General features: G+C 42.7%; 29 protein-coding genes. All 29 read right to left on the bottom strand.

Annotation, left to right across the window (positions count from 1 at the left end; all coding sequences use genetic code 11):
- Positions 1-8: 8 nt before the first annotated feature.
- Positions 9-509, bottom strand: a complete 501-nt coding sequence (locus J2S07_RS09505) for a hypothetical protein (protein ID WP_047341613.1) — start codon at positions 507-509, stop codon at positions 9-11.
- Positions 510-550: 41 nt separating this feature from the next.
- Positions 551-1,063 (bottom strand): hypothetical protein, encoded by a 513-nt coding sequence (locus J2S07_RS09500; protein ID WP_307150164.1) that lies wholly within the window; start codon positions 1,061-1,063, stop codon positions 551-553.
- A gap of 152 nt (positions 1,064-1,215) precedes the next feature.
- Complete coding sequence (locus J2S07_RS09495) at positions 1,216-2,787, bottom strand: recombinase family protein (protein WP_307150163.1); 1,572 nt, start codon at positions 2,785-2,787, stop codon at positions 1,216-1,218.
- A 3-nt stretch (positions 2,788-2,790) separates the two neighbouring features.
- Positions 2,791-3,204: a recombinase family protein gene (locus J2S07_RS09490; protein WP_055742189.1), complete on the bottom strand. Its 414-nt coding sequence runs from the start codon at positions 3,202-3,204 to the stop codon at positions 2,791-2,793.
- A complete protein-coding gene (locus J2S07_RS09485) occupies positions 3,205-4,767 on the bottom strand; it encodes a recombinase family protein (RefSeq protein ID WP_307150162.1) in 1,563 nt (520 codons plus the stop codon). It abuts the gene before it with no gap.
- 61 nt (positions 4,768-4,828) lie between these two features.
- Positions 4,829-5,068 carry an SHOCT domain-containing protein gene (locus J2S07_RS09480; RefSeq protein ID WP_307150161.1) on the bottom strand — a complete coding sequence of 80 codons (240 nt, stop codon included), beginning with the start codon at positions 5,066-5,068 and terminating at the stop codon, positions 4,829-4,831.
- A 178-nt stretch (positions 5,069-5,246) separates the two neighbouring features.
- Positions 5,247-5,948, bottom strand: coding sequence for an N-acetylmuramoyl-L-alanine amidase (locus tag J2S07_RS09475; protein WP_307150160.1), 702 nt, complete (start codon positions 5,946-5,948; stop codon positions 5,247-5,249).
- Positions 5,949-5,979: 31 nt separating this feature from the next.
- Positions 5,980-6,420, bottom strand: a complete 441-nt coding sequence (locus J2S07_RS09470) for a phage holin family protein (RefSeq protein ID WP_027625352.1) — start codon at positions 6,418-6,420, stop codon at positions 5,980-5,982.
- 75 nt (positions 6,421-6,495) lie between these two features.
- Positions 6,496-8,685, bottom strand: coding sequence for a hypothetical protein (locus tag J2S07_RS09465; RefSeq protein ID WP_307150159.1), 2,190 nt, complete (start codon positions 8,683-8,685; stop codon positions 6,496-6,498).
- A 181-nt stretch (positions 8,686-8,866) separates the two neighbouring features.
- Complete coding sequence (locus J2S07_RS09460; RefSeq protein WP_018664403.1) at positions 8,867-9,370, bottom strand: hypothetical protein; 504 nt, start codon at positions 9,368-9,370, stop codon at positions 8,867-8,869.
- Between the two features lie 17 nt (positions 9,371-9,387).
- Positions 9,388-11,325: a siphovirus ReqiPepy6 Gp37-like family protein gene (locus J2S07_RS09455; protein ID WP_307150158.1), complete on the bottom strand. Its 1,938-nt coding sequence runs from the start codon at positions 11,323-11,325 to the stop codon at positions 9,388-9,390.
- Positions 11,326-11,327: 2 nt separating this feature from the next.
- Complete coding sequence (locus J2S07_RS09450; RefSeq protein WP_307150157.1) at positions 11,328-12,179, bottom strand: phage tail family protein; 852 nt, start codon at positions 12,177-12,179, stop codon at positions 11,328-11,330.
- A 13-nt stretch (positions 12,180-12,192) separates the two neighbouring features.
- The gene (locus J2S07_RS09445; RefSeq protein ID WP_307150156.1) at positions 12,193-14,613 is read right to left on the bottom strand and encodes a phage tail protein; all 2,421 of its coding nucleotides are present in this window, start codon (positions 14,611-14,613) and stop codon (positions 12,193-12,195) included.
- A 202-nt stretch (positions 14,614-14,815) separates the two neighbouring features.
- Positions 14,816-15,202, bottom strand: coding sequence for a hypothetical protein (locus J2S07_RS09440; protein ID WP_019155108.1), 387 nt, complete (start codon positions 15,200-15,202; stop codon positions 14,816-14,818).
- A gap of 11 nt (positions 15,203-15,213) precedes the next feature.
- Positions 15,214-15,804: a major tail protein gene (locus J2S07_RS09435; RefSeq protein ID WP_035197483.1), complete on the bottom strand. Its 591-nt coding sequence runs from the start codon at positions 15,802-15,804 to the stop codon at positions 15,214-15,216.
- 3 nt (positions 15,805-15,807) lie between these two features.
- Positions 15,808-16,149: a hypothetical protein gene (locus tag J2S07_RS09430; RefSeq protein ID WP_307150155.1), complete on the bottom strand. Its 342-nt coding sequence runs from the start codon at positions 16,147-16,149 to the stop codon at positions 15,808-15,810.
- Entirely contained in the window at positions 16,146-16,577 is a 432-nt protein-coding gene (locus J2S07_RS09425) for an HK97-gp10 family putative phage morphogenesis protein (protein ID WP_188497517.1), read from the bottom strand. Before J2S07_RS09425 ends, J2S07_RS09430 begins: the two co-directional genes overlap by 4 nt.
- A 5-nt stretch (positions 16,578-16,582) precedes the next feature.
- Positions 16,583-16,918, bottom strand: a complete 336-nt coding sequence (locus J2S07_RS09420) for a head-tail adaptor protein (protein ID WP_019155112.1) — start codon at positions 16,916-16,918, stop codon at positions 16,583-16,585.
- A 1-nt stretch (position 16,919) separates the two neighbouring features.
- Positions 16,920-17,240, bottom strand: a complete 321-nt coding sequence (locus tag J2S07_RS09415) for a head-tail connector protein (protein ID WP_000257312.1) — start codon at positions 17,238-17,240, stop codon at positions 16,920-16,922.
- A 26-nt stretch (positions 17,241-17,266) separates the two neighbouring features.
- Complete coding sequence (locus tag J2S07_RS09410; RefSeq protein ID WP_307150154.1) at positions 17,267-17,479, bottom strand: head fiber protein; 213 nt, start codon at positions 17,477-17,479, stop codon at positions 17,267-17,269.
- A 12-nt stretch (positions 17,480-17,491) separates the two neighbouring features.
- Entirely contained in the window at positions 17,492-18,685 is a 1,194-nt protein-coding gene (locus J2S07_RS09405; RefSeq protein ID WP_055742198.1) for a phage major capsid protein, read from the bottom strand.
- A gap of 19 nt (positions 18,686-18,704) precedes the next feature.
- Positions 18,705-19,412 (bottom strand): head maturation protease, ClpP-related, encoded by a 708-nt coding sequence (locus J2S07_RS09400; RefSeq protein ID WP_307150153.1) that lies wholly within the window; start codon positions 19,410-19,412, stop codon positions 18,705-18,707.
- A complete protein-coding gene (locus tag J2S07_RS09395; RefSeq protein WP_307150152.1) occupies positions 19,413-20,657 on the bottom strand; it encodes a phage portal protein in 1,245 nt (414 codons plus the stop codon). It lies immediately after the preceding gene.
- A gap of 43 nt (positions 20,658-20,700) precedes the next feature.
- A complete protein-coding gene (locus tag J2S07_RS09390) occupies positions 20,701-22,305 on the bottom strand; it encodes a terminase large subunit (RefSeq protein WP_307150151.1) in 1,605 nt (534 codons plus the stop codon).
- Positions 22,306-22,394: 89 nt separating this feature from the next.
- Positions 22,395-22,583 carry a DUF5049 domain-containing protein gene (locus tag J2S07_RS09385; RefSeq protein WP_040036573.1) on the bottom strand — a complete coding sequence of 63 codons (189 nt, stop codon included), beginning with the start codon at positions 22,581-22,583 and terminating at the stop codon, positions 22,395-22,397.
- A complete protein-coding gene (locus J2S07_RS09380) occupies positions 22,576-23,034 on the bottom strand; it encodes a gamma-glutamylcyclotransferase family protein (protein ID WP_040036574.1) in 459 nt (152 codons plus the stop codon). The genes J2S07_RS09385 and J2S07_RS09380 overlap by 8 nt, the downstream gene beginning before the upstream one ends.
- Before the next feature lie 38 nt (positions 23,035-23,072).
- Positions 23,073-23,972, bottom strand: a complete 900-nt coding sequence (locus J2S07_RS09375) for an amidoligase family protein (RefSeq protein WP_040036575.1) — start codon at positions 23,970-23,972, stop codon at positions 23,073-23,075.
- Positions 23,973-24,107: 135 nt separating this feature from the next.
- Positions 24,108-24,335, bottom strand: a complete 228-nt coding sequence (locus J2S07_RS09370) for a DUF4314 domain-containing protein (protein WP_040036576.1) — start codon at positions 24,333-24,335, stop codon at positions 24,108-24,110.
- Positions 24,332-25,024, bottom strand: a complete 693-nt coding sequence (locus J2S07_RS09365; protein ID WP_040036577.1) for a hypothetical protein — start codon at positions 25,022-25,024, stop codon at positions 24,332-24,334. The genes J2S07_RS09370 and J2S07_RS09365 overlap by 4 nt, the downstream gene beginning before the upstream one ends.
- Positions 25,025-25,035: the final 11 nt, after the last annotated feature.

Genomic DNA, 25,035 nt, shown 5'->3' with positions numbered 1-25,035 from the left:
TTCTATAATCATAGCTTTGGTTTTGGCAACTTAATATTAGTGTTACCACCAAGAATGCTTGCGCCTATACCAACAACTGTAAAGACTGCCAATGTGCCTAACGAAATCATTCTCCAGTTAAATCCTTTGTTTTCTGTATCCTTACTTTCGGCCATTTTTGCAATTTCCATCATTTTTTCGATGTAATATTTTTTCTCCTCGAAAGGCAAGTCACCCTTCGCCAAACAGGTCTTTAAGGCATCAATGACTTCATTGTATATGTCATAGCACTGCTTGCTACTCGCTGAATTTCCATCCAGTGTTTTTTCCATGACACTTCTATAATCTTTCAGCACTTCCAAAGCCATTTTTGCAAACTCTGGGAATTGCTCTAACGCTTTCTTTGCAACTTCTGGCTCCATATTCTGCAGCATGGATGCAAAAGTCATAATTTTATCTTTTGTAATATGCCGAAAATCCGGAATATTCAATTGTTGTAAAACTTCTCGTTCTGTTAATTGATTACTCATTATGTAATCCCCCTATCTTATTAAAGCATAAATTTGCTCCCTTAATCACAAAAACTCGATTTGTATTTCATTAGCGTATCTTCAACCTCATGCCAGATAGTTACCGTTTCACCGTCATCCTCAAATACTTTACCGTGACTTTTAGGTCCATCCAACTTCATCTGTGAGTAATTATTCTTAAAAGTTGGCACGTACAGTTCCGGGTTGTTTTCTTCACTGCATAAGCGTTCCATCATATCTATAGTAGCACGACCTGTGGCAGCCACTGCCTTAAAATAAGCACGGATGATTTTATGGTTAAATTGATTCGGCTTAACAGCCCATACTGGGATTCGTTGATTTGCTTTTCCGTAAAAATCCCTGTTTGTATCTTCATTCTGTCTTGCTATTGTTTTTGGGTTATAGGCTTGTGATGCTTTTTCAAAGGTTTTTGCAATATACCAACGCATACAGCTTTCCACTGCAACATCTTGTGTTTCATTTGTTAAATTTAATGCGATACAGAATTTCTCATACACATCTGCATCCACTGTAAAGGTCACGCTCTTATTCACCGTCTACACCTCCACTATTTACTCTATTACAAATTATACCACTAATTTGTAAATACTAATAAACTAATTTGTATTGACTCATTGAAAGAACTATGAAAAACACCCTGCATTTCAGCAAGGTGTTAGATCCTAGTAACAATTTGTTTTCCAGTTTAATTTTCAACGTCTATACTAATGCCTGACTTAAATTCCACCTCAATTCTATCATCGTGCACCGTAACTTTCTCAATAAGCCGTCTTACTAACTGCTCATCATATTCCTCCAGCTCGCAGGATTGCTCATTCAAGAAATCAGTCATTTCAACGATTCGTTGCCTTTTTCCTTCTCGCTCTGCATTTTCAACTAGTGCATTTTGCTTTAATTCTCGAAGGCGGTAAATTTCATCAGCGACATCTTCATAGTCATTCTTGGACTTTGCTTGGATAAGAAGCTGTTGTTGCAATTCTTCCAATTTGCTATCAAGGTCATCAGTGGCATTATCATTTTCTTCATTAAATACAGTAGCTATGTTTTTCTGTAGCGCCTGGATGAAGGGTTCTTTGTTAGCCAAAAGGTCGTTAATAGCCTTGACCACTGCTGTCTGCAACGTTTCCTCGTTTATGGTAGGTGCAGTACATTCAGAGCCCTTTTCCTCCAATCGACTAACGCATCTCCAAACGATTGACTTGTAACCTCGGTTATTCCAATGTACCCGTCGGTAAATATCGCCACAGTGTCCGCAGTAAACAATACTCGATAAAGCATACTTACTGCTGTAAACTCGCTTTCTACCACCCTTGCCGCTGCGAAGATTTGCTCTTCGAACCATCTCTTCTTGAACTTGCATAAAAAGCTCACGTGGAATGATAGGCTCATGGCTATTTTCCACATAATACTGGGGAACGATGCCGTTATTCTTTACTCGCTTTTTAGAAAGGAAATCAACCGTATATGTTTTTTGTAGAAGTGCATCACCAATATATTTTTCGTTCTGCAGTATCTTTTTCAATGTTTCTGGTCTCCATTTGGCTTTGCCTGCCGCTGTTAGAATACCATCTGCTTCTAACCCTCTTGCTATCTGTAAAAGGCTAGCACCCTCAAGGTACTCTCTGTAAATTCGTTTAACAACCTCTGCACCCTCTGGGTCAATCACCAGTTGCTTGTTTTCATCTTTAGTATATCCGAGAAAACGCTTGTGGTTGACCTGTACTTCACCTTGCTGATATCGATACTGAATACCTAGCTTAACGTTCTGGCTTAAGGATTGGCTTTCTTGTTGGGCAAGGGATGCCATGATAGTCAGTAATACTTCACCCTTAGAATCCATGGTGTTGATATTCTCTTTCTCGAAGAATACCGCTATGTTTTTATCCTTTAACTGACGGATGTATTTAAGGCAATCCAACGTGTTTCTGGCAAATCGGCTGATGGATTTTGTGATAATCATGTCAATTTTTCCTGCCATACATTCTTCAATCATGCGGTTGAACTCTTCACGCTTCTTGGTATTTGTACCTGTGATGCCGTCATCTGCAAAAATACCTGCCAGTTCCCATTCCTTGTTCTTCTTAATATATTTTGTATAATGCTCGATCTGAATTTCATAACTTGAAGCCTGCTCTTCACTATCCGTTGAAACACGACAGTAAGCAGCCACTCGTATTTTGGGTTTGCTTTCACTATTTTTATTATTTCCAACCCGTTTAATTGCCGGAATCACTGTTACATTCCTACTTACCGCCACTTGTTACACCTCACTTTCTATCAGACTGTAAGCATATTCCGCCTGCTTGTATGGATCTTCATATTTTTGCACCAGAGGTTTTACTTTGAACTTTACAGGGTAATCCCTTACCGGTTCATCTTTAGGCTCCCATATCCTTCCGAGCTTTTCTGCTCGTTTTCGTTTTTCTACTCTGGCTTTTTCAAAGGTCTCTTCATCAATAATTGGAGGGTAGAATTCATCGCCCAAGTAATGCTTGTTCTGCAACATCTTACTTGCTGTGGCATGGTAGCAGTCTATCCCGGCTTTTTTAGCAGCCCCCTTCAAAGAAAGTCCTGCCAAGTACCCTGAAAATAATTCTCTTACTTTTTCTGCTGCTATATCATCCACAACAGCCTTTCCATCTTCAATTCTATATCCATAGGGTGTGTGACCCATCTAATTCACCAACCTCTCCTTCAATGTGATTCCACATTTTAATTCAAATCCGACTTCCTCTCGTGAAAAAACAATAATCTTTTCTACGTAATTTTCAAACAGCTCATCCTCATAGGCTGTGAGCATTTTGGACTTAGTGGCAAACTTAAGTAAACGGGCAACTTCGTCTACTTTTGCAAAATTGCCATTGACGGAACGAGTAAGTTGATCCTTTTCAGCAAGCAGCCTTTCTCTTTCTGCTTCCAGTGAATTCTTTTCTTTATTAAACAGGGCAGGTTCCAGATACGCTTTGGCCATTAAACCCGTCAGCATCTGGCTCTGCTCCATGTTATTTTCAATCTTAGTTTCCAATTCTTCAATTCTGCTGAAACTTGCCACATTGTTCTGGTTACGTAATCCATTCAAAAGTGGTCTTAATATGAATTTCTGACCGAATATGAGTTTATTCATCATCGTAACAAATGCAGTCTTTATATCATCATCTCGTATGAACTGCATAGAACATTCCGTTATATTGCTTATATGCTTACTGCAGCACCAAGCGATGTATTTTCTTCCAGATGAATGAATCCGTCTTTTAAAGGTACTGCCACATTCAGAGCAAATAATTTTACTGGAGAAAGAATATCGGTTTAGATATTTGCTGTTGCGTTTTTCGATGCCTTTTTCTTTTGCTCTCTGATTAAGAATGGCATCTACAGCTTCAAAATCCTCATGGCTAATAATTGCCTCATGATGGTTTTCTATTAGATACATATTATTCTCACCGTAATTGGTGTGCCTGTTAAAATGGCTGTCCGTATAAGTCTTTTGCAAAATAACATCGCCAGTATATTTTTCGTTGGTCAGAATCCCTCGAATGGTAGTAGCCGTCCAACGGCCACCTCTTTTTGATGGGATACCCTTTTGATTAAGATTATTTGCAACTTTCTGTGTACCTTTGCCCGATAATACTTCTGCAAAAATATACTTCACAATTTCAGCCTGCTTAGGGATTACTTTCATTTGACCATCAATGTTTTGATACCCATATGGTGGGTAGGAAATTTTAAAGGTTCCGTTTTGAAATCGTCTTTGAATGGCCCACTTCGTATTCTCTGAAATGGAAATTGACTCACTTTCTGCAAGCCCACTTAAAATGGAGAGCATCAATTCACTTTCCATTGAACCCGTATTGATGTTTTCCTTCTCAAAATAGATATGAACCCCAAGGTCTATCAGTTTTCGAACCATCTCCAAGCAGTCTGTAGTATTTCTCGCAAATCGGCTGATGGACTTTGTAATAATTAAGTCAATCCTTCCAGTTTCACAGTCTGATAACATTCTAAGCAGGTCAGAGCGGTTTTCCTTTTTCGTGCCACTGATTCCCTCGTCATAATATAAGCCTGCATATTCCCATTCTGGATTCGCCTTTATATAAGTCTCATAATGAGCCTTTTGCGCTTGCAAGCTGACTAGCTGTTCATTACTATCTGTTGAAACTCGGCAGTAGGCAACTACTCGTGTTTTTGGCTTAATAAAAGAGTTGGCTAGATTCCCTTCTATTTTCGTTATCTTTTTCATCCTCTCACCTCCTTCTTGGTAGGTCACATATTACCTCTGAAACCCTTATATATCAACGGTTTCAGGGCATTATCTCAGCTAAAAAGGGGGAGAATGTTTGGCGATTGAGTGCATCTATCTTGTTGAATTCTACTTCAGTTATTAAGCCTTTTTCGAGCATCTTTCTCAGCAATTTTTCTGCCTGAATATAATCAAACTCACGTTGTAACTGTTCCTGTGACACTCTCTTACGTGCGGTGGTGCTTTTGTCTATAACCTCATCCGAGATCTTCGTAACTTTTTTATCCTCGTGCTGATTCACTAGGAATCACCTCCTACCTAATAGCCGTGGGAACAGGTCGAAGTTGAGGATTTGTAGAATTTAATTAAATCAAGGCATAAAAAAAGAGCCTGCAAGGGAAGAACCCCCGCAGGCTAGATAAATTAATAGTTTAATATTTTATTTAGGAATCTCGATGATTTTTAACTCGCTCAATTTGTTAATCATACTTAATAAATGCATCCGTAAAGCCTGCCTTTTTAGCCTTGGCAAGCTGTGCCTCAGCATTTGCTTTATCCGAATATGCACCGATCTGCACACGGTAATATTTCTTTTTCACTGGTTCTTCTGGCTTATTTTCTGTGATTAGTAATTTCTTCACATCCGCTCGAAAGGTGTCCATACTCTTCCCATGTTTAGGGAACCAGTGCATCACATCCCCATGGTTACTGGCAATGCCTCGTTTATAACCTTCGCTGTGACAGATGATATCTTTTTCGCTAAATCCATAGAGTTTGCAAAGATGTACACAAAGCTCCACAGCTTCCTTGTAAACAGCAGAAAAATACGAGGCATCGGTCAATCCGTCCTCGCAAATTTCAAAACCAATATGAGAATTATTAGCAGCTCCTCCAGCATGCCAACCTTGGTGATTCCAAGGTAATGTTTGATAGGTAGCAATGGAACCATCTGCTAATTTACCAATGAAGGCATGGACACAGACTTTACGCCCTCCAGGTTTGTCTTGATTCCAATGGTTGTTATACTGGTTCTTTCCTAGCAAGCCATCGTCTGGGCCAACGTAGCGCTTCAACCATGGGTTGTTTGCACCAGTCGAGTGAACCATAATACCCTTTGGTGTTATGGTTTTACCCGCTTTATAGCAGGCATTGTTCGTAAGTAATAGTTTGCGTAACTTCATTAAAATCACCTCTAATCAAATATTAAGTCAATCATCTTCCACCACCAGGCTTAGGCGGTTCCCCATCACGTCCATGTAGTTGCTGTAGAACAGATTTTAGGTTTTCTGGAATAGGCAGTCCTATATGTCCAGCGTTCTCTAAAATGGATACTCCTTCATTACTTAGGTAGAAAAAGATTACTGCAGTTCGTAAAATCCCACTATTTTCTCCAATACTAACCAAAATTTGTGTATCGATAATATGAGCGATGCCTACCATTATAAAGATGAGTACCTTTTTGAAAATCCCCTTAGCACCGATTTCGCTACACAGTTTTTTGTTTGCAATTGCACAAAAGACACCTGTCAGGTAGTCAATGATCACAAAGGCTACCAGTGCATAGAGAAATCCGTCATAACCGCCGAGAAACCACCCAAGAAATCCACCGACTGCGGCAATAGCTAGCTGTATCCAATTCCAAATTTCTTTCATTAAAGACACCTCCGTTTCGTGTATTTCCATATAGAAAAGCGCCCCTGCAAATGACAAGAGCGCTGAATTTTATTTTTACATTATTTTTATTAGGTCATGAATTTGTTGCATTACATCTGCCCTAGGTCTTCCTGTACCAATAGGTAGCCATGTGACAGATGGTATATCGAATGCATGGGAAGAATCAAAACTATTAATCATCATAATAATCGCATCAATAGCTTTACGCATTTCAACGATATGGAATGGCCAATTCTTAACAGTGGTCTTTCTTGCGGTGATCTCCTCTTTCCAAGTTGCAGGGGACATATTGTAATAGCTACGTACCCTGTTTATAACAGTTCGAAGCGTCTGAATATGCGCTGCCTTTACATGTGTCACATTAGCGGTGATGATTTCAAAAGGTAATGCTAAAATCGTGAAGGTACGAACAACTTCTGTGCTTGCTGACTCGATATCACTGTCAAGGCAACGAAAAGTAACCGTATGATTTCCTACAGAAAGAGGTTCTGCTTGGTAAACCGTCTTGACACCATTACCAAGATAGCCGCTTACAGAAAACCGCTCAGGATTGTCCACGCTATTTTGCCATGGACCAGAATCAATCCTTACCTCCACTATTTGTGTTTGTCCATCTGGTTCAATTCCTGTTGTAATCATAAAACGTGGTGTAGAGTTATAAGTAAAATTGCCAGACATTGGACAGTCCACTACTGGTGATGCAGGTGGGCTGTTTTTCTTTACCATGTTGCTAACTACAAAGGCAGAAACTGCATCAAGTGCATCTGTAACACTGATTCGATAACGGGTATACCGACCAGCTATTTGTGAAGCATTTACCTGAAGGCTACCTGAGGTATTGCTTGAAATAATAGTCGTCAGTGCTACGTATGCCGACCAATTCACACCATCTGTCGATGTAGACTGTTGTATGACATACTGCTTAATCGCACTGGTTCCAGGTACCGTCCCACTCCATGAAAGATTTATTGTATTAGCTTCATATATTGGAGGGTTTGCGGCAAAAATAGTCGGTGGGATCGGCAGTATATTTTTACGAACAGTGTTGCTAGATATAGCCCAGTCTGAGTAAAAATCTTCTCCAGCCGTACCACGGGTTCTTATTCGGAACCGACGATAATGACCACGTGTGGTAGGTGGACTGACATTTAAAATACTGCTTGTTGCTGAAGTATTGACGATAGCCAATGCCAACCAAGCACCCCAGTTGCTATTATCAGGCGACTCACTATATTGTATTTCGTAGGATGTGATGGCATTACCTGCACCACCAAATGCTCCACTCCACGAGAGAGTAACATTTCCTTCGGATAATGTTGCACTTACCGTGCAAAGGGTCGGTGCTGTACAAGCTGTCACGTTACAATAAATGCTATTGCTGACTTTCTCTATTGAATAAACATCCAATGAATCAATTGTCCAAATACCAAATTGTGTATATGTTCCTGGAGTCCTCGATACTATTGGATTATAACTGCCACCGCTTGCCGCCAATGTCAACGTAGTCAACACATTCCACGCACCCCAAGTACTATTATCCGTTGAAGTACGACTGGCAATTTGATATCCCTTAATTGGACTCGTACCGCTTGATGCCCCACTCCAAGTCAGTGTAATCGTTTCATCACTATATGCTGCAGGGGATGCAATAGCGGTCGTTGCTGGCTTTGGTACAGTGTTTCTGCGGACGCTGTTTGTGGATACTTTCCAGCCAGAGTAATAACTAGCACCTGCTGAACCACGGGTTCGCACCCGAAATCTACGGTAATTACCTCGGGTAGGAGGTGGCGCAACGGATACATTACCACTTGTTGCTGTGGTGGTCAGCGTGGTCAAGGCAGTCCATGCTCCCCATGTGACGTTATCGGTAGATTCACTATATTGAATCTCATAACTGGAAATCGCATTATTAATACCTCCAGAAGCCCCACTCCAAGAAAGAGTCACATTCCCTTCTGCAAGTGTTGGAGAAACAGTACAAGATGTTGGGGCTCCACAAGCTGTAGTAAGCAATGGAGCACTTAGTACCGTATAGCTTGAATTGGTAATTACACCAGAGGATAATGGCAATCGTCCATCAGATACCACTTTGAATGTGACTGGCTGGGTTGCATTACCTGTAGTAGAAGCGCAGGTTACCGAAACATATCTGAGCCTTGGTGTGGTCCCTTCCCAGTTATCTCCATCCGCCGCTTTAATACGTACCTGTGAAGAAGATCCATTTACAGTCATAGTGCAAAGCAATGCATAACCACTACGGATAAAGGAACCTGATGAACCCAACGCAGCGGATATGGTGAAATTGTATCTCATCTGACTATTATTTAGACGGCTTTTGGTATAAGTAATTGTGTAATGGACGGTCGGGCTAGAACCCGCCTGCAGAGTGATGCCATTAATATCCGCCACTTACATTCACCTCCTCCTATTCATAAACAGCCGAAACTAGCGAGTTTACCAGCCCACAAAGGCTAGTATTCAATCGGGTATCTATAATGTTATTTGCTGAAATCGATGTGGCAGCCGAAGGTACTAAAACATCAGCGATGCCAAGTTCATAGACATCGCTTGTTCTTGTCAACTCTGGAGCTATGGGTGTTGCTGCGGGAGTACCCGTGACAATGGCAAGCTGAATGCTCCTCGTAATTTGACTTAAGCGAACCACAACCCGGTCTATGCGAGGATTGCTTCCGTCTGCTGTAGAAAGTGGTTTGTTTAAAACATCCGTATTTTCATATCGATAACCATTAATCCACGCACTGCCCGCTGCTATGCTCACTACCAACCCAATCCCTGGAGACACCAGAAGGTTTGTTGGTGTAGAATAAAATACACCATTCGAGACAAGGCTTCCAAAATATGCAGCGAAATCTGTTGCGTCATAGATTCTATCTCCATCAGATGAGTTGAAAAATCCACTTTTCTCCATAAACTATTCCCTCCTTACTAAACGGTTTTTGTGTACTCTATAACTACATAGCCTGTATATGCAGTTCTATCATTGCCTGGTTCGACTACAATGTCGGTCATATTCACGAAGAGTCCGATTTGAGATGCAAAGTTGTTGTAACGAGCAAGGGGCAGTGGCAAGAAAACACTCCCATTCGTGACAAAACCGGTTAAACTGACAACAGTGCTGAGGTTTGCTATACCATGAGGTACATGTTTTGGTGTTGTATCCGTAAGCGAACCGAGATTTATCTCTTTACGATAAATCGTCTTGCCATCTATCCATAGCCGCCCTGTGTTTTGTTCTGTAGTTGAGTAGTCGCTAAAGGAAGAAGCCAGTTTAGTGGCTGTAATTGTACGGTCTGTAATTTTCAAGCCAGTGACTGCTCCATTGGCAATCCTTGCAGTAGTTACAGGTTCGTTATTGATATTAAGCCAGTTTGCTTGACCAGAAGGGTTGTTAAATACGAAAACAGAAATCACATAAAATGTCATGGTATTACGAGAAATAAAGAAACCCATTGCCCGCTGATAGCCATTCCCCGTGTTATCCCCGTTATGCTTTACCAAAAAGACATGACCGTCATCACTTGGCTGGTCACTAAACTTATTGCCACTCCATGAGGTGAAATAAAAGGCATCCCCAGAGTTCATATGGTACAACGCATATTGTCCAATGGATATAGTACCTCCGCCCACATTGATTTCGAGTGCTGGTAGTTTACCATACAGATTATTGATAGTAGATGCTACGCTGTCTCCTTGAATCTCTGAATCTACCTCAGTCAAGTCACCTAAGGTTTCCTCCACAATTCCCAACGTTTCCTCCACGGTCCCTATAGCCTGTGCAATTTCGGATATGCCCGTTGGAGCAAATATCGCTGTTTTAACCTCGCTTAAGTCAGAGCGGATTTTTTGTGCTATCGTTAACTCCGCTTTTCCAAACACTACACTGATGCTCTGGCCGTCTGCGTCATAGGTTTCCTCGACTTCGGTGATACGTGTCGTCATGGATACACCCCATGCTTTGGAAATAACTTTGACGGTCTGCCCAAGATCGAAGTCTATCTTATATGTTAAATTGCCGTGTGGATTGACTGATGTATCAAATGAATAGCGTATTGCCTGCTCACTAAGCTTACTTTTACCTCGAAAGATTAGTGTATCAATGTAATCCGAACCAAAGTCTTCCGCCCGCAAATCCTTAGCATCCACAAAAATTTCATGTCTTGTCTCACCTGAGCCACCTGTAATCGAAATAAAGGTTCGCTCTGTGCCTTCTCCTTCACCAGCAACAAGGGCAGTGTTTGCATAATCTCCTGCACTTATTGTATAAATCTGTTCCGTAAGATTTTCATATTCCTTAGAAAATACTGCTTGTGATTCCTTTCCTCTATACAACGATATGGTAAATCCCCCTGTCGCAGGAGAGAATACGGTCTTAATGCCAATATCTGAGGCAACACATAGTCCTGTCACCGCATCCATCAAATTTCTATACGATATTTGTGTGCTGATGGGAACATTTAAGTTTGGAGCAGAAAAGGTTATGTTTGAAATCTTCCTTGCTGTATCAGAAGGATTGATAAGATTATTATTTATCAACTGCTCCACACAGACAGAGATGTCACCAGACAGTTTCTCCGTTTGCCAAACAATGCGGCGGGAGAGGAAGGAAGTTGCAAAACGACCACTTGCAGTAATAATTTCATGCTCGGTTTGAGAAAGTTCCAGATGCTCAATGATCCCGGCTTCCTCATCATCATTTTTCCAGATGATATTCCCTTCCTTTAAGAGTTCTGTATTCTCTGGAGTTGCTATCGCCTTTAACTCAAATGAGCCACACTGGGAATAGCGTCTCGTCCAGCGTAAGTACTCGAAAGATTCCACAATGCCCGCAAGCTCTCGGTTTGAATTGTAGATATACAGTTCCATTTTCACACCCCCAGAAACTGCGGACGAAAGTAAATACTAACCTCTAACAGTTCCATATTGACAGAAGCATCGTAACGCAGTGTATTAAGACCTGCCGCGAGTTGAAAGAACACCGAATTGGTATCCAACAGTGAAAAAGCATTTGTAATCGTTGACCCATCAATCTGGACCACACGCTTACCAGCGAAGTGGGTATATACACGAAGTTCATCCCCAGCGCTCATTGTAGTGAGAAGTCGGATATATTCTCCCGTGTCTATGTTTAATAGTTCAGGGTTCGACACAGTACCTAAGGCCCTAAACACTATCTCGCATCCACAAGATACATCCCCTATATTTTCCACCGTAATGATTTGGCTAGGTTGACGCATTCCGAACTCCATCCCAGTCATTGGAATTTCCAATTCAAACTCAAATAGCGGTATCCATGATGCTAGTTCCTCTCGCACTTCATTTAATGTCTCAAAGAAAGGGGATGGGCAGAGCAGACTGACAAAGAAGTTTGGTATTCGTTGCCGATTAGAAACACTAAAACCTGCCTCCTCCACAACACAGGATATCTGTCGCTCGCGGTATTGAAGCGTCCCTAATAGCTTTGGACTAAATATTTGAAGGAAGCGTTGTCTCCTTTTATACGCCTCATCGGGAGTATCAGCAACAACCGTACCTTCAATCGTTATGTTTCGCATATCTAGTGTGGAGGAAATATAAAAAGCGCCATCTTGGTCTGGTGCCTTGAAAGTGTTGACAGTTTGACGGATGTTGCCAGTACCATCTATCTTCATAAGAAAATACGGTCGGCTTTGCTTAAGCGTAATGCTCTCTCCATCTCTATTGGTGTATGTTAGCTCCATTTCCGTACCTCCTTTACAATTCAAGTGCCAGTTTACGGGATAAGTTCTTAAACTGCCGTGCTAGTTCTTTTTCTGATAGAGCCTTAGGTGTCACTACCGAGATGTTTTGAGTGATACTTGCACCAGTGGCATTGCCTTGCCTAGATATACCTCTGTAATTAAAATCAAAGCTGGTTGGTACTGCATTTTGCATATCCCTTGAAACTGCTGTCATTGCATCCTCAAACCCCACACCGATACCTTCACCCATGTTGCGGCCAATTCCAGCAAATAGAGTTGAAGGGGAGCGGATACCAAAGAAGTCTTTAATCTTCGATACAACATTTCCGAAAAATCCAGATATTTTACTCCATAGCCATGCACCTGCATCTGATATACCTTGCCATAGACCTTTAATCAAATTGCCACCCACTTGAGCCATTTGACCGATATAACCAGTAAAGGCTCTGACCAGTCCAGAGATGATCTGCGGTACTGCTTTAACAATCTCTACGATTATCCTTGGCAGATTTGCAATCAGTGCCACAAACAGTTGAACACCCGCTAAAATAACCTTATCGATGTTACCAATAATGGCATTGACCAGCGAGGTAACAATCTTGGGAATAGCACCTACAACAGTAGTAATAATCTGTGGCAATGCTTGAATGAGAGATACCAAAAGCCGGATACCTGCATCAATAATCAAAGGGATTGAACCAATAACAGCACTGATGATACTGTCGATAATTTGCGGGATTGCTTCCACAACTGCTGTAATAATGGTAGGCAAAGCTGTAACCAGTGAGGACAATAATTGAATACCCGCTTCAATAATCTGCGGAATAGATTTAATGATAAAATCCACTATTGCTTTGATGATGACCGGTAAGGCAGAAGTAAGCTGAGGTATTGCCTCTACCAATCCCTGTGCTAACCCTATAATCAACTGCAAAGCGGCATTCAAAATGAGTGGTAGGTTATCCATCAATCCTTGGACAATCTGCATAACAGCAGAAACTGCCGCAGGGATGAGTTGTGGTAAAGCGATGCCGATCCCCTCCACTAGTGCTGTTACTAGTTCGATTGCTGCATTTATCAGTAGCGGAAGGTTATCAATTAACGCTCCAACAATCGTCATTAGAGCACTTACTGCTGCTGGGATAAGTTCTGGTAAAAGATTTAAAATTGTTTCCAGTACTTGCGCAAATATATTTGTAACCAATTCAAGAAGCATTGGTAGCAAGTCTGCAACCGCCGCTAATATTGCGCCTGTCGCTGTTGGCAAGGCGGCTACGATATTTTCTAAAACCGGTACAATATTAGTGACAACCGCCTCGAAAGCATCAACAAGATTCTCAGTCAGATTCGTCATATCAGCATTGGCATTACCGAGTCCAGCTGTAAATGAACCAAGTGCGGCCTGTAGTAACCCAATAGAACCGGAGATTGTCTCGGTTGATTCTTTTGCAAAGTTACCTGCATACTGCTCTGTGTTCTCAAAGAACATTTGCATTGCTACTTCGGCTTTTTCCGCTTGTGTTGCAGTATTCCAAGTGAAATCCAGACCCTTTGCGAGAGCATAGGCTTCGATGTTTGTAGCGTTCATCGCAACACCTAAGTTATCCATCATATCAAAGTTACCCTTTGCCGCCCCAGTGACTGCCTCCAATGCCGAGGACATATCAATACCCATAACAGATGCCATGTCTGCCGCACGTTGCATGGCCTTTTCAGTTAGCTCAAGACTTCTCTGTTGCTGTATACCAGAACCTTGGAATAACGCGCCCATTTTGTTAGCAGTTGCAAGGTACTCACTTTGGGAAACACCTAGATTTTTATAGGCTTCCTCACCAGTTTTCTGAATCGATGCAGCATATGCTCCAAAAACCGCCTCCGATCCACCTAGGTTTTGTTCTAATTCTCCGAACTGAGTAACTACCTCTTTACCTAACTTAATAGCCGCGGCTCCAGCGGCAACGGCAACCGCACCCATCGCCACACCAATTCCCTTGAGTACACCGCCAAGCTTTTCAAACCTGCCACCAGCATCCTCTGCACTTTTACCGGAATCCTCTAACTCTTCACCGAGATTATCCGCTTCAATTGTAGACTCCTCAAGTTCACGTTCCATAAGGTTCAGTTCTGCCTGAGCCCTATTTAATTGGATCTGCCAGTTTTGGGTGCGGCGGTCATTTTCACCGAAAGAGGAGGAGGCATTGTCAAGGGCAGCCTTAAGGGTTGAAATCTTTTCTTTCTGTGCGTCAATTTCTTTATTTAAAACGGCATTTCGTGCCGTGATCGATTGAATGGATTTATCATTCTTATCAAATTGACTGGTTACAAGGGCCATTTCACTACCTAGTACCTTAAATGATTGATTAATTTCCGAGAGTGCCTTCTTAAATTCTCGCTCACCCTCGACACCTATTTTTAATCCAAAATTGTCCGCCATCCCTTCACCTCCTCCTATATGCCTAGTGGGATAATATCGTCAATTGTCCGAGTTTTCTTTGGTTTTTCAATACCATGCCATTGCTTGTGGCAAGTCCATAAATCAAAAAACAGCCCAATTGGCATAAGCCAGAATTCCTCTGCTTCCATGCCCATCTGAACCGTTCCATAATAAAGAAGCCGGGTAAAGACCTCAGCGTCCGTTACCCGACTTCCACGTTTTTTGGAGTTTCCTCCTCACTTTCTACATTTCTCTTTGTACCTTTGAACATCGCCTCGGTAATTGCAGTTTTATATGCCGCTAAGTCAAGCGGTGAGGTAAGAAGCTCCACTTCTTCCTCTGTCAACAATTCTTCTGGTGCGTTCTTATTCTTAAGATTACGAATCAAAATGGACTGGTTTGCAAGCAGCGTGATTAGCCAAACAATCTCGTCCAGTGCCATCTCGAAGTTTTCTGATTTCATCAGTTTTTCTCCAAGGTTTTCAAGACCACCGTAACGACCGGCAATGGCCTTTGTTGCACGTGTAGTTAAAACCAGTTCATACTCTTTGTCACCTATGTTGATTGAGGCACTTCTATCATTATCCATGATTTCCCCTCCTATGGTTCAGGTGTATATACAGGTTCATAGACTTCAGTGAACCAGCCTGTTATGGTGGTCGATGAAACACCCGGATCACCTTCTGTAACTTCCGCTTTCCATGGGTGCTTGCCCAATCCATCCAGCTTATTTCTACGCATAACAGTTCCTTCAATGGTGGGTGTTGAAAAGGTAATGGAATCAGCCTTTGTCTGTAAGTTGGTAGCTGGTAGTCCAAACTTAACGCGATACAGCCAAAAATAGCGGTATGTTCCATTAGCCCTTTGTGCACGAAACCCTACTGCAACTGGTGTACCCACATTTTCACTGGCTGAGATTAATACTCCGTTGTCATCTGTAGAAGCACCAGTTAAATCCGCTGCAACTGTCGGACCAATGTCGTCAACACCGAGAGTGAGAGTACCACTGTTAAAGTCTTTCACAACCTCAGCCGCACCATCGTCAGCATACAGAATTGCTTCCACCAGTTCTACCGAGAGTTCAGCAGTGATGGCTTTTGCAAGTACGGAAGGTTGGGCATAAGTTTCCTCACCGTTAGTGTCCTCGGTTATTTTTGAATAGTACAGTCTATCAAGACCGATCGTTGCCATGTGTTATTCCTCCAATCTATAGTTTTTTGCCACATCGAGGGCATAATGATGATATCCAGTATCATCCTCGTGTCCGATGTATCTCCGTTCGGTGACAGTAAAATCCGCATTTATTAAAGAAGTGGTGAGCTGTCTTTTCCTCTTTAAGTAGTTACTTTTTGAGAACAATGATATCCTCGCTTCCTGCACATCAAAGCCTGGACGGTTATCCGCATGAACTTCAAAAATATCCGAAAGAGGGAGAATCACGACATACTCATCTGGTGCCAAACCTGAAAAAACCCCGGTTTCCACGGGGAGCGGTATAGTGGAAACAAGGGTATTCAATTCCTCTAAAATATTCATATCTTCTTGATCTCCTCCTCCAGCTTGGCGACCATTGCGTTGATGCAAGGTTTCCTAGATGCATTCCTCGCAGGCTTTAGGAAGGGTTTTGCAGGCTGACCATGTTTGCCATATTCGATAATGCTGGCAAGTTTAGCATTGCTCTCGCCGTCAGATCGTGGCTCGGCAAAGCCGACTTTTACATTGAAGTTTCCGTTTCTATCTTGCTTTGCTCCAGAAAGACCCAGTGAAGATAGCAACTCACCAGTGCTTTTGGATGGATATTTCGTGCCCTTGCCAACCACCTTACTTAGATTTCCTTTGACTTTATCAAGCACCACTTCACCGCCAACTTCCAAAACCTTAGGAAGAATCACATCGGTCTGGTCAGCTAATCGAGATACCTTTAAAAGGAATTCTTCTGGCATCTTTATATTCGCTTTTGCCATATCCATCACCTCACAGTTGGTTCTAGCTTTTCGGCTAAAACCTCGACATACATACCTCGATTTCTTACATCCTCAACACTTAAAATTTGATATCTGCCATCATCGCAGACGATAACCATTTCATTGGTCACCTTAAGTCCGAAGATTTTTCTAAACCTGAATAGGGAAGTTGCAGATGAAAATGATGCCATATTCGTCCATCGCTCACTGCCATGCCGATCTTCCTTGTAAGCAAGTACACTTGCGAGTATGTTGTCATCTTTTGTGGCGAAGCCTTCCTTATCCTTTGTGGGTATCGTGCAAATGATATCGATGAAGGTGTTCATCTTCCCAAAGCTCACACTAAACACCCCACTCTCGATCAAGTCGTAAAAGCAAGTTCACTGTATTCCATACTTGTTGTCCCGCCTGTACGCTATCAGCAAAGAAACCTGCCGTCGAGCCATCTCTACTTTCATAGAAATGACTCGACAACATGATCACTGCTTGTTCTGTTGTTGGAGGCATAGCATGTGTTTCATAATAGTTTTCAGGAACGTGCTGATAGCTTTGTGCATAGGAGACTGCAGCAGTGATAAATCCAATAAGGAGGGCATCATCCTGATCATGTGCTAAAATTAAGTTCGCTTTAACTTTAGGCAAGAGATTATCTGCCACTGCCATACCACCAACCTCCTTTACATTCCACCTTAGTCAGCCTCCATAAGCCCAGCTGCTTTTAGTTTGGCAAGCAGGGCATTAAAGTCCGTAACTAGACCAGCAACATAGGTGGCGGTGCTGTCTGCCTGGTTTTCAGCAACAGGAAGCCCCATAACCGAGGCCCCTTCTTTAATTTCTAAAACACCTCCGATGACAGTTTTTTCTCCGCCTTGTTCGGTATAATTCTTCGTGTTATAACTCATAAAGCACCTCCGTTAGGCTTTCTGTTGGAGTACCTTAACGGCCTCCGGTAAGATAAGCTTTCCATCAACTCGCTGAGTCGCAATAAATCCTACTTGACCTGTAACAGCATAGAGTTCATTTAATCGTTTGAATACGCGTCCTTGACGGTCTGCCACCCAGTAATAACTAAAATCACCGAATACCATAGTCTTTGCACCTGCTTCAATAGTAGGTACATATGATGAGGTGTACAGCGGGCGGTTAAGAATCGTATCAGGTGTCCCCGCTTGGACAGAAGGTTGCCATAAGTACTGTCCGTTTCCGTCCTTTAATTTACGGATAGCTTTTATAGTGGCGTCATTCATTACGAATACTGCCTTATTTCGATACGGTGCTTTTAAGCTGTAGAATAAATCTAATACCTCATCCAAAGTGATGGCAGTGGCACTTGCCGCAGTAACCCCAACTTGACCACCACCAGTAGCATTCAGAATTCCTGTTGGCTTTCCTGTACCGTCACCTATGAAGAAGGCTTCCTCCTCCTTGTTACCAATGCGACGGGCGAATTCTCTTGTGATGTAGCTTTCGAGATTAAACACGGAATCATTTAGCAGTTCCTCAGAGACTTTGATCATCGTTGCTAGTTTATAAGCACCAATCGATACTTGACCGAAGCTGTCATCACTCTCTGGTATAGCTCCCTCTTCATCGATCCAACTTGCAGTGCCTTTGCTTGCAACAACAGGAATCTTGCGGTCACCAGAAGATGTAGTGATTACATTGGCCAACCTACGGAAGATATTTTCTTCCTCTAGGGCTTCTACAAGCGTACGCTCAAACTCATCTGGCACGAGGAATCCGCCTTCGGAATCAGTGCCAATCTTTAAAGCGTTCCTTACTTCATAGCTGACATTATCACGCATCGCATTCCAGAAAGCTTTTTTGTATTCAGCACTTGCGCGACCAGTCTTTTCCTCTCCAGTTCTAGTAGGTTCGTTCGTAATTGGGTTACTGGTTGCTTTCGACAGTTCCAAGTCGATAGATGCTTGACGTTCTAAACGCTCAATTTCCTTACCAAGAGCCACCACATCGGCTTCCATTTTTTCATAGGTTGTCGTGTCCTCAGCGGATAACAGTCCATCACCGCCACGTTTTGAATCAAGGAATGCCTTTGCTGCGTCCCAAGCTTTAGCGCGTTTCTCACGCAATTCAAGAATTTTACTCATTGTTATTTCCTCCTTAAAATTAGTGCGAAATTAAAGAAAGCCGCTTATCCAGCGACTCAATGGGTGTACCTGTTTTCTGTTTTGGTTGTTTTGGTTGTTTTGGTTGTTTTGGCAGTTTGCTGATAAGCGAGTTAGTAACCGCCATCCTGCTAAAGATAAGACTATCTGTCAAATCCGGTGTTTCACTTTCCATGAACATGATCTTATCTGCAAAACCAAGTTCAATCGCTTTATTGGCATTCATCCAGGACTCTGCATCCATCAGATGGGAGAGTTTTGTTCGAGAAAGACCTGTCTTTAACTCATAGGCATTAATAATGCTTTCCTTAACCTCATCCAATAAAGCCTTTGCTCGCATCATTTCCTCACTGTCACCGATAGCAATGGTTGATGGATTATGGATCATCAGCATGGAAACTGGGGACATATATACATCTCCACCTGCCATTGCAATAACGGATGCCGCACTTGCCGCAAGCCCATCAATCTTTACAGTGACTTTTCCGGTATACTCCATCAACATGTTATAAATCTGAGCTGCTGCGAACACATCACCACCAGGGGAATTAATCCACACCGTAATATCGCCGGTGCCTGCCAGCAATTCATCTTTAAAAATCTTAGGTGTGACCTCATCGCCCCACCACGTTTCTTCGGATATCACTCCATTTAAATAGAGGGTACGTTCTTCATCAGAATCTCGCACCCAGTTCCAAAACTTCCTCATTTACTGACCTCCTTCGGTTTTGGCAAACGCACCTGCGTCAGCCAGTTTTGTCATATTTCCGTTAACCAGATATAAGTCGCCACCTTCCTCAGCCGGTATGCGGTTCATATCCTCCAGTTCACGGATATCGTTGGCTGACATCCAGCCATTCTGTCGACCTGTAGCGTAACCATTCATACGACTTTGATAATCTCCACGAAGCAGACCATCTAAATTGAACTTGATAAACAATGAAGTTTTCTCAGAAGGCAAAATAAGCGATTGCTGGAGACTTTGTTCCCATCGCACCACCCAAGGATCGAGGGTGTATTTTACAAACTCCAAAGACTGCTGCTCAATATTGGAGAAACTGGATTTCTCTAAATCTCCCACCATATGGGGCGGTACTCGGAAAATCCTCGCAATCTCATTAATTTGGAATTTCCGTGTTTCTAGGAATTGTGCCTGTTCAGGCGGGATACCAATGGCTTGGAACTTCATGCCCTCTTCCAACACAGCAATTTTGTGAGCATTGCCTGTGCCTTGGTAGGCACTATTCCAACTATCCTTGACCCTCTGTATATCTTTGATTACTCCTGGGTGTTCCAGCACACCTCCGGGATTAGCACCATTGGCAAAGAATGCCGCACCGTACTCTTCAGTAGCAAGTGACATACCGATTGCATTTTTCGCCATAGCGATTGGGCTATAGCCAATGAGTCCATCAAAACCTAAGCCAGGTATGTGTAGAACTTCATCTTTACGGAGTGTGACATAGCCACCTTTTGGGTTTAGGCCACTTTCATCAGTATCACGATAGTAGTTATAGACCAGCTCTCCGTTTGTTGCTCGACTAACTTCCATCTTGTTAGGAAGTAGGGGATAAAGTGCAACTGCCTGCCCACGACCGTTTCTGACCACCTGTGCATAGGCATTTCCCCAAAGTAAAAGATGACTCATCAGTGTTTCTCGAAACACGAATGAAGTCATCTCTGGATTTGGTTCATCATGAAGAAGGTAATACAGCGGGTGGAAAGGAATCCTTTCTTTACCTCCATCAGAACGATATCTATATACATGAAGTGGCAGTCCGGCAATCGCTTCAGCTAATATCCTTACGCAGGCATACACTGCTGTTGCCTGCATTGCAGTACGTTCATTAACCATTTTGCCAGATGACGTACCGCCAAACAGGAAGGAGAACGCACTACCCACACGATTTTGCGGTTTGTCTCTTGAACGAAACAGTCCTTTTATTAGATTCATAGGCATCACCTCCGAATATAAACATTGTGCTAACCATTAAGGTTTAAAAGACAATCAAACCTCGCTCGTCATACACCGAATCTCCACTATTACCTGAGCCACAGCGTATAGCACGGTCAAGTGCCATGATAGTTGCCACCGCGCCATCTATTTTTTCTGTACTTTTTTCCTTGTCCGGCTTCACATTGCCTGCCGGATCAGTTTTTATAAAGATGTTGTCCATCATCCAACGGAGTACTGGATGCCCACCGTGCGCTATTCTTTCTTCTAATGTCAATTTCATCAGTTCTTTGGTTGGTGGTGACATATCCTTAAAGCCTTGACCGAATGGAACGACAGTAAAGCCTAACCCTTCAAGGTTCTGAACCATTTGAACAGCTCCCCATCGGTCAAAAGCAATTTCTCGAATATTATATTTTTCTCCCAGTTCTTCAATAAACCGCTCAATGAAGCCGTAATGCACTACATTTCCTTCTGTGGTTAGAATATGACCCTGCTTCTCCCAGAGGTCGTATTGCACATGGTCTCTTCGGACTCGGAGGTCAATGTTGTCCTCTGGCATCCAAAAATACGGAAGAACAATGTATTTATCTGTTTCATCCTCTGGTGGGAACACCAACACAAAGGCTGTAATGTCTGTTGTAGAAGATAGGTCAAGTCCCCCGTAACACACCCGTCCCTCAAGACTTTCTGGTATAACTGGAAATGCACATGCATCCCATTTTGCCATCGGCATCCAACGGACAGACTGTTTAACCCACTGATTCAGGCGCAATTGCCGGAAGCTGTTCTCTTCAGCCGGGTTCTGCTTTGCACTTTCACAAGCAGCCCTTACCTTGTCAATCCCCACCGTAATTCCTAAGCTTGGATTTGCTTTCTTCCACACTTTTGGATCTGTCCAATCATCCTCTTCTTTGGCACCATAGATTACGGGATAAAAGGTAGGATCGTATTTTCTGCCCTCAATAATATCAACTGCTTTTCGGTGTGTTTCGTAGCAAATACTTTGAGTATCCGTTCCCGCTGTGGTGATAAGAAAATACAACGGTTGTGTCCTTGCATCCCCAGATCCCTTCGTCATAACATCAAATAGTTTCCGGTTTGGCTGAGTATGAAGTTCATCGAAAACAACACCGTGTATATTGAAGCCGTGTTTGGAGTAGGCTTCAGCCGACAATACCTGATAGAAGCTGTTGGTCGGCAGGTACACCAGTCGCTTAGTTGAAGCCAGCAACTTAACACGTTTATTCAGTGCTGGACACATCCGCACCATATCGGCCGCCACTTCAAATACAATTGATGCCTGCTGGCGGTCGGCGGCACAACCGTACACCTCCGCCCGTTCTTCACCATCACCGCAAGTGAGGAGAAGTGCAATTGCTGCGGCAAGCTCGCTTTTTCCCATCTTTTTAGGTATCTCTACGTAAGCAGTGTTAAACTGCCGATATCCATCTGGCTTTAAAATTCCGAATAAATCACGGATTATTTGCTCCTGCCAATCGATAAGTTCAAAAGGCTTACCTGCCCATAAACCTTTCGTATGGGAGAGTGCTTCGATAAAAGCTACAGCGTAATCAGCAGCATCCTTATCGTAATATGACCCATCAGCTATAAAGGCGGTCGGCTTATATTTCTTGAGTTTCCGCATAAACACCGCCCCTTTTATGAAAAAGGACAAAAGAAAAGAGCCTCAATCCTATAGATGAAGCTCTTCCCCTTATCCTGTTTTAGTTTTATTTACTTATTTTCATCCACTTCCCCCGTCAGTATGAAATGAGCATATTCCGCTTTATGGTCTATTAAATAGACTACCAATTCATAAAACCCTCGTTCATTTGCTTCATACTGGACTCGGTTTGCATCAAACATATTTGTGACTCCACTTTCTCGGATGGAAAGGATTTGTTCTTTGATTATCTCATTCATTTATTACCTCCTCCGATTCTAGTGAATCTGTTGTCGCTTTACGCAGGATATCTACATCGAAGCCTGCACTTTTATAGCCTTCTAAAATTGTACTGTAATAATAGCAGCTTGGCTGTCCAAGCGGTCTCCCGTCATTCATGATATAGACCATCGCCTTGACGGTTTTACCGTCCAATTTTACTTTTACAGTTTCCTTGCGATAAAGGAATGGCCATCCCTCGTAGCGGTCAAGTGCCGCCTCATCAGCGGGTGTGATTTCCCACACCAAAACTGGTACGTTGTCACCCTTAAAAGGCTCGATGGTCGCCACAGCGCCCGCGTGTGCCCCTCTAAATAACAAGCGATGGTCATTGATTTGGCTTGCACCCACTACCTTCGCTGTGGGGCATCTGTTGGCCATTTGCTCCAGATTAAGGTTGGAGCCATAGGCAAGATATAATTTACTGTTCATTGTCATCCTCCTTCTTAGCTTTAGGGATTAGGAGCAGCTCAGGCCGCCCGAAACCGCCATGCAGCTGAACCCGAAAGTGCTGAGGTTAAATGTTCTCTGCAGTTTGCAAATTCGTCGCCGATGAAACCAATTCGGTTTAGGTAGGTTCTCATGGCAAATTTCTCGTTCTCCACCTGGGGTTTCTTTGCCGATGCACACCTTTGTGTTAAGGCTTGGTGGTTAATGGCGAGTGCTAAAACAATGTAACTTCTTATCTTTCCAGCATGAAGTTCGCTGTTAAACCCTCGAAGTTCAACTGTATGGTTTCCCGTAAAAAAGCTGTGAAGGTTGAGGAAATGGTAGCGGCTATTGTGATAGTGGGCGCTTCTGCTTTCGCTGTAACCCTCGTACCAAATATCCTCAATTTCTCTCAAAGTTTTAGGCTTCTTGCGGTTCATTTTCTCAACCAAAATGCTGTCCATCCTTTTGCAGTAGTTCATTCTCTGCGGTGCAATTTGAAGTGCTTTGTAAAATAAGTCGTTTTTGCTTGCGATGATATTTACAATGTTTCGAATACTTTTCGGTGTATGCTCAGCACCATCTAGATGAATGTGAATGCCACAAGATGTATTTGTAAAGGCTCCAGCTTTGCGTAGCTTTCTCACCAATTCCTGTAATGTTTCAATGTCCTCTTGGTAGGTAAGGATGGGGCTGACCAATTCAACGCTGTACTCCCTACTGGCGGCTACCTTTCTTCCGCCTTCTTTTCTTTGGCAGTGGATGCTCCCGTCGTACATAAACTTCCATACCCGACCGTCCAGTGTTTTTACCTTCTTGGTGTCGTAGTAAGTACCGCCTTCACTGTAAGTGCCTTGCAAATATTCAGCTGCAACCTTTGCTGCTTTTTCCCTTGTAATCCCTGTGAACTCAATTTCAATTCCAAATTTTGCGTTTAGCATTTTTCTCGCTCCTTCTAAAGTGTGTGTGTCCTTTCGGCATGTACATATATCACTCTAAAAGGCTTTTATAGCAAGACAATTCCGCAATATAAATCTACATATTTACTGCCATATTTGACTTAAATTGTGTATGTTTTACCCTTCGATTTTCTTGCATAAATCCTCACCAAAGGCCACTCCAAGGGAACCACCGGAATCCCAACTGACGTGAATCGTTCCTATGTCATCAACACTAGTAACCGTACCTTTAGATCCAGGCTGAAGTTTGGTATAAGGATCGTTCATTTTAAGTAGCATCACACGTGTTCCTGGAGTGTAATAGCTTCTAAGTTGCTTTAGCATTTCTGGGTGAATGATATTCATTGTTCACTCACCTCCTGCTTGGCCGTTCCGCTTTTGAAAGCGGAGCTACCTGAAAGCTTGGAGAGGAGAATCTTTCGTTCCATTTTATATTCTGGGCCGATAAAACCAAGCCTTAGAAGGAAGCAACGGAAAGCGTATTTTTCATTCTCTACTGATTTCTCGGTGGAATTGACACGGGTCTGTTTTTTCGCCATTTCGCATAGTGCTGTGACAAAATGGGTGTATGCCTTAACCTCCTCTGGGGAGCACTCACCTTGAAACCAAGGGAATGCTACAAATTCATCATTTACAATGATGGGAATGGAATCCGTATTAAGTGCTTTCTTTATAAGAGCCGCTTTGCTCTCTACTAATCCTTTTAGGTTCTCGAGTGCCGTGTCTGTAAAATCTGCCCGTGGCATTTGAATTATCAAATTGATAGATTCTTCCGTTTCATTTGCTTCTGCTTTCGGAGGTGGTGTGTCAAATTCTTCTGAAATTGCTTTGAAGTCGTGAAGTCCTAATAGATCTTCGACCAATTCCTTATTATCTGGTCCACTTAGAACTCCGTTTTTGTTAACATTGTAGTCTGCCACCTCATATGCAAATGTAGGTGCTCCGAGATATTTTACAGGGGCATTTAGTTCTTGACTGATTGCGTTAACCAGTGCTTTTCTTTTTGGTCCTGAAACATTATAGTTAATCTGCATTTTCATACCGC

Source organism: Anoxybacillus andreesenii, from assembly GCF_030813005.1.
Lineage (GTDB): Bacteria > Bacillota > Bacilli > Bacillales > Cytobacillaceae > Robertmurraya > Robertmurraya andreesenii.
This window is presented reverse-complemented; position numbering and strand designations above follow the sequence as displayed.

Excerpts from the sequence above, each read along its gene's own strand:
- J2S07_RS09505 (WP_047341613.1), bottom strand. The coding sequence starts at position 509 with ATGAGTAATCAATTAACAGAACGAGAAGTTTTACAACAATTGAATATT.
- J2S07_RS09490 (WP_055742189.1), bottom strand. The coding sequence starts at position 3,204 with ATGGGTCACACACCCTATGGATATAGAATTGAAGATGGAAAGGCTGTT.
- J2S07_RS09485 (WP_307150162.1), bottom strand. The coding sequence starts at position 4,767 with ATGAAAAAGATAACGAAAATAGAAGGGAATCTAGCCAACTCTTTTATT.
- J2S07_RS09475 (WP_307150160.1), bottom strand. The coding sequence starts at position 5,948 with ATGAAGTTACGCAAACTATTACTTACGAACAATGCCTGCTATAAAGCG.
- J2S07_RS09470 (WP_027625352.1), bottom strand. The coding sequence starts at position 6,420 with ATGAAAGAAATTTGGAATTGGATACAGCTAGCTATTGCCGCAGTCGGT.
- J2S07_RS09460 (WP_018664403.1), bottom strand. The coding sequence starts at position 9,370 with ATGGAGAAAAGTGGATTTTTCAACTCATCTGATGGAGATAGAATCTAT.
- J2S07_RS09455 (WP_307150158.1), bottom strand. The coding sequence starts at position 11,325 with ATGGAACTGTATATCTACAATTCAAACCGAGAGCTTGCGGGCATTGTG.
- J2S07_RS09450 (WP_307150157.1), bottom strand. The coding sequence starts at position 12,179 with ATGGAGCTAACATACACCAATAGAGATGGAGAGAGCATTACGCTTAAG.
- J2S07_RS09445 (WP_307150156.1), bottom strand. The coding sequence starts at position 14,613 with ATGGCGGACAATTTTGGATTAAAAATAGGTGTCGAGGGTGAGCGAGAA.
- J2S07_RS09440 (WP_019155108.1), bottom strand. The coding sequence starts at position 15,202 with ATGGATAATGATAGAAGTGCCTCAATCAACATAGGTGACAAAGAGTAT.
- J2S07_RS09435 (WP_035197483.1), bottom strand. The coding sequence starts at position 15,804 with ATGGCAACGATCGGTCTTGATAGACTGTACTATTCAAAAATAACCGAG.
- J2S07_RS09430 (WP_307150155.1), bottom strand. The coding sequence starts at position 16,149 with ATGAATATTTTAGAGGAATTGAATACCCTTGTTTCCACTATACCGCTC.
- J2S07_RS09425 (WP_188497517.1), bottom strand. The coding sequence starts at position 16,577 with ATGGCAAAAGCGAATATAAAGATGCCAGAAGAATTCCTTTTAAAGGTA.
- J2S07_RS09415 (WP_000257312.1), bottom strand. The coding sequence starts at position 17,240 with ATGGCAGTGGCAGATAATCTCTTGCCTAAAGTTAAAGCGAACTTAATT.
- J2S07_RS09410 (WP_307150154.1), bottom strand. The coding sequence starts at position 17,479 with ATGAGTTATAACACGAAGAATTATACCGAACAAGGCGGAGAAAAAACT.
- J2S07_RS09405 (WP_055742198.1), bottom strand. The coding sequence starts at position 18,685 with ATGAGTAAAATTCTTGAATTGCGTGAGAAACGCGCTAAAGCTTGGGAC.
- J2S07_RS09400 (WP_307150153.1), bottom strand. The coding sequence starts at position 19,412 with ATGAGGAAGTTTTGGAACTGGGTGCGAGATTCTGATGAAGAACGTACC.
- J2S07_RS09395 (WP_307150152.1), bottom strand. The coding sequence starts at position 20,657 with ATGAATCTAATAAAAGGACTGTTTCGTTCAAGAGACAAACCGCAAAAT.
- J2S07_RS09390 (WP_307150151.1), bottom strand. The coding sequence starts at position 22,305 with ATGCGGAAACTCAAGAAATATAAGCCGACCGCCTTTATAGCTGATGGG.
- J2S07_RS09385 (WP_040036573.1), bottom strand. The coding sequence starts at position 22,583 with ATGAATGAGATAATCAAAGAACAAATCCTTTCCATCCGAGAAAGTGGA.
- J2S07_RS09380 (WP_040036574.1), bottom strand. The coding sequence starts at position 23,034 with ATGAACAGTAAATTATATCTTGCCTATGGCTCCAACCTTAATCTGGAG.
- J2S07_RS09375 (WP_040036575.1), bottom strand. The coding sequence starts at position 23,972 with ATGCTAAACGCAAAATTTGGAATTGAAATTGAGTTCACAGGGATTACA.
- J2S07_RS09370 (WP_040036576.1), bottom strand. The coding sequence starts at position 24,335 with ATGAATATCATTCACCCAGAAATGCTAAAGCAACTTAGAAGCTATTAC.
- J2S07_RS09365 (WP_040036577.1), bottom strand. The coding sequence starts at position 25,024 with ATGCAGATTAACTATAATGTTTCAGGACCAAAAAGAAAAGCACTGGTT.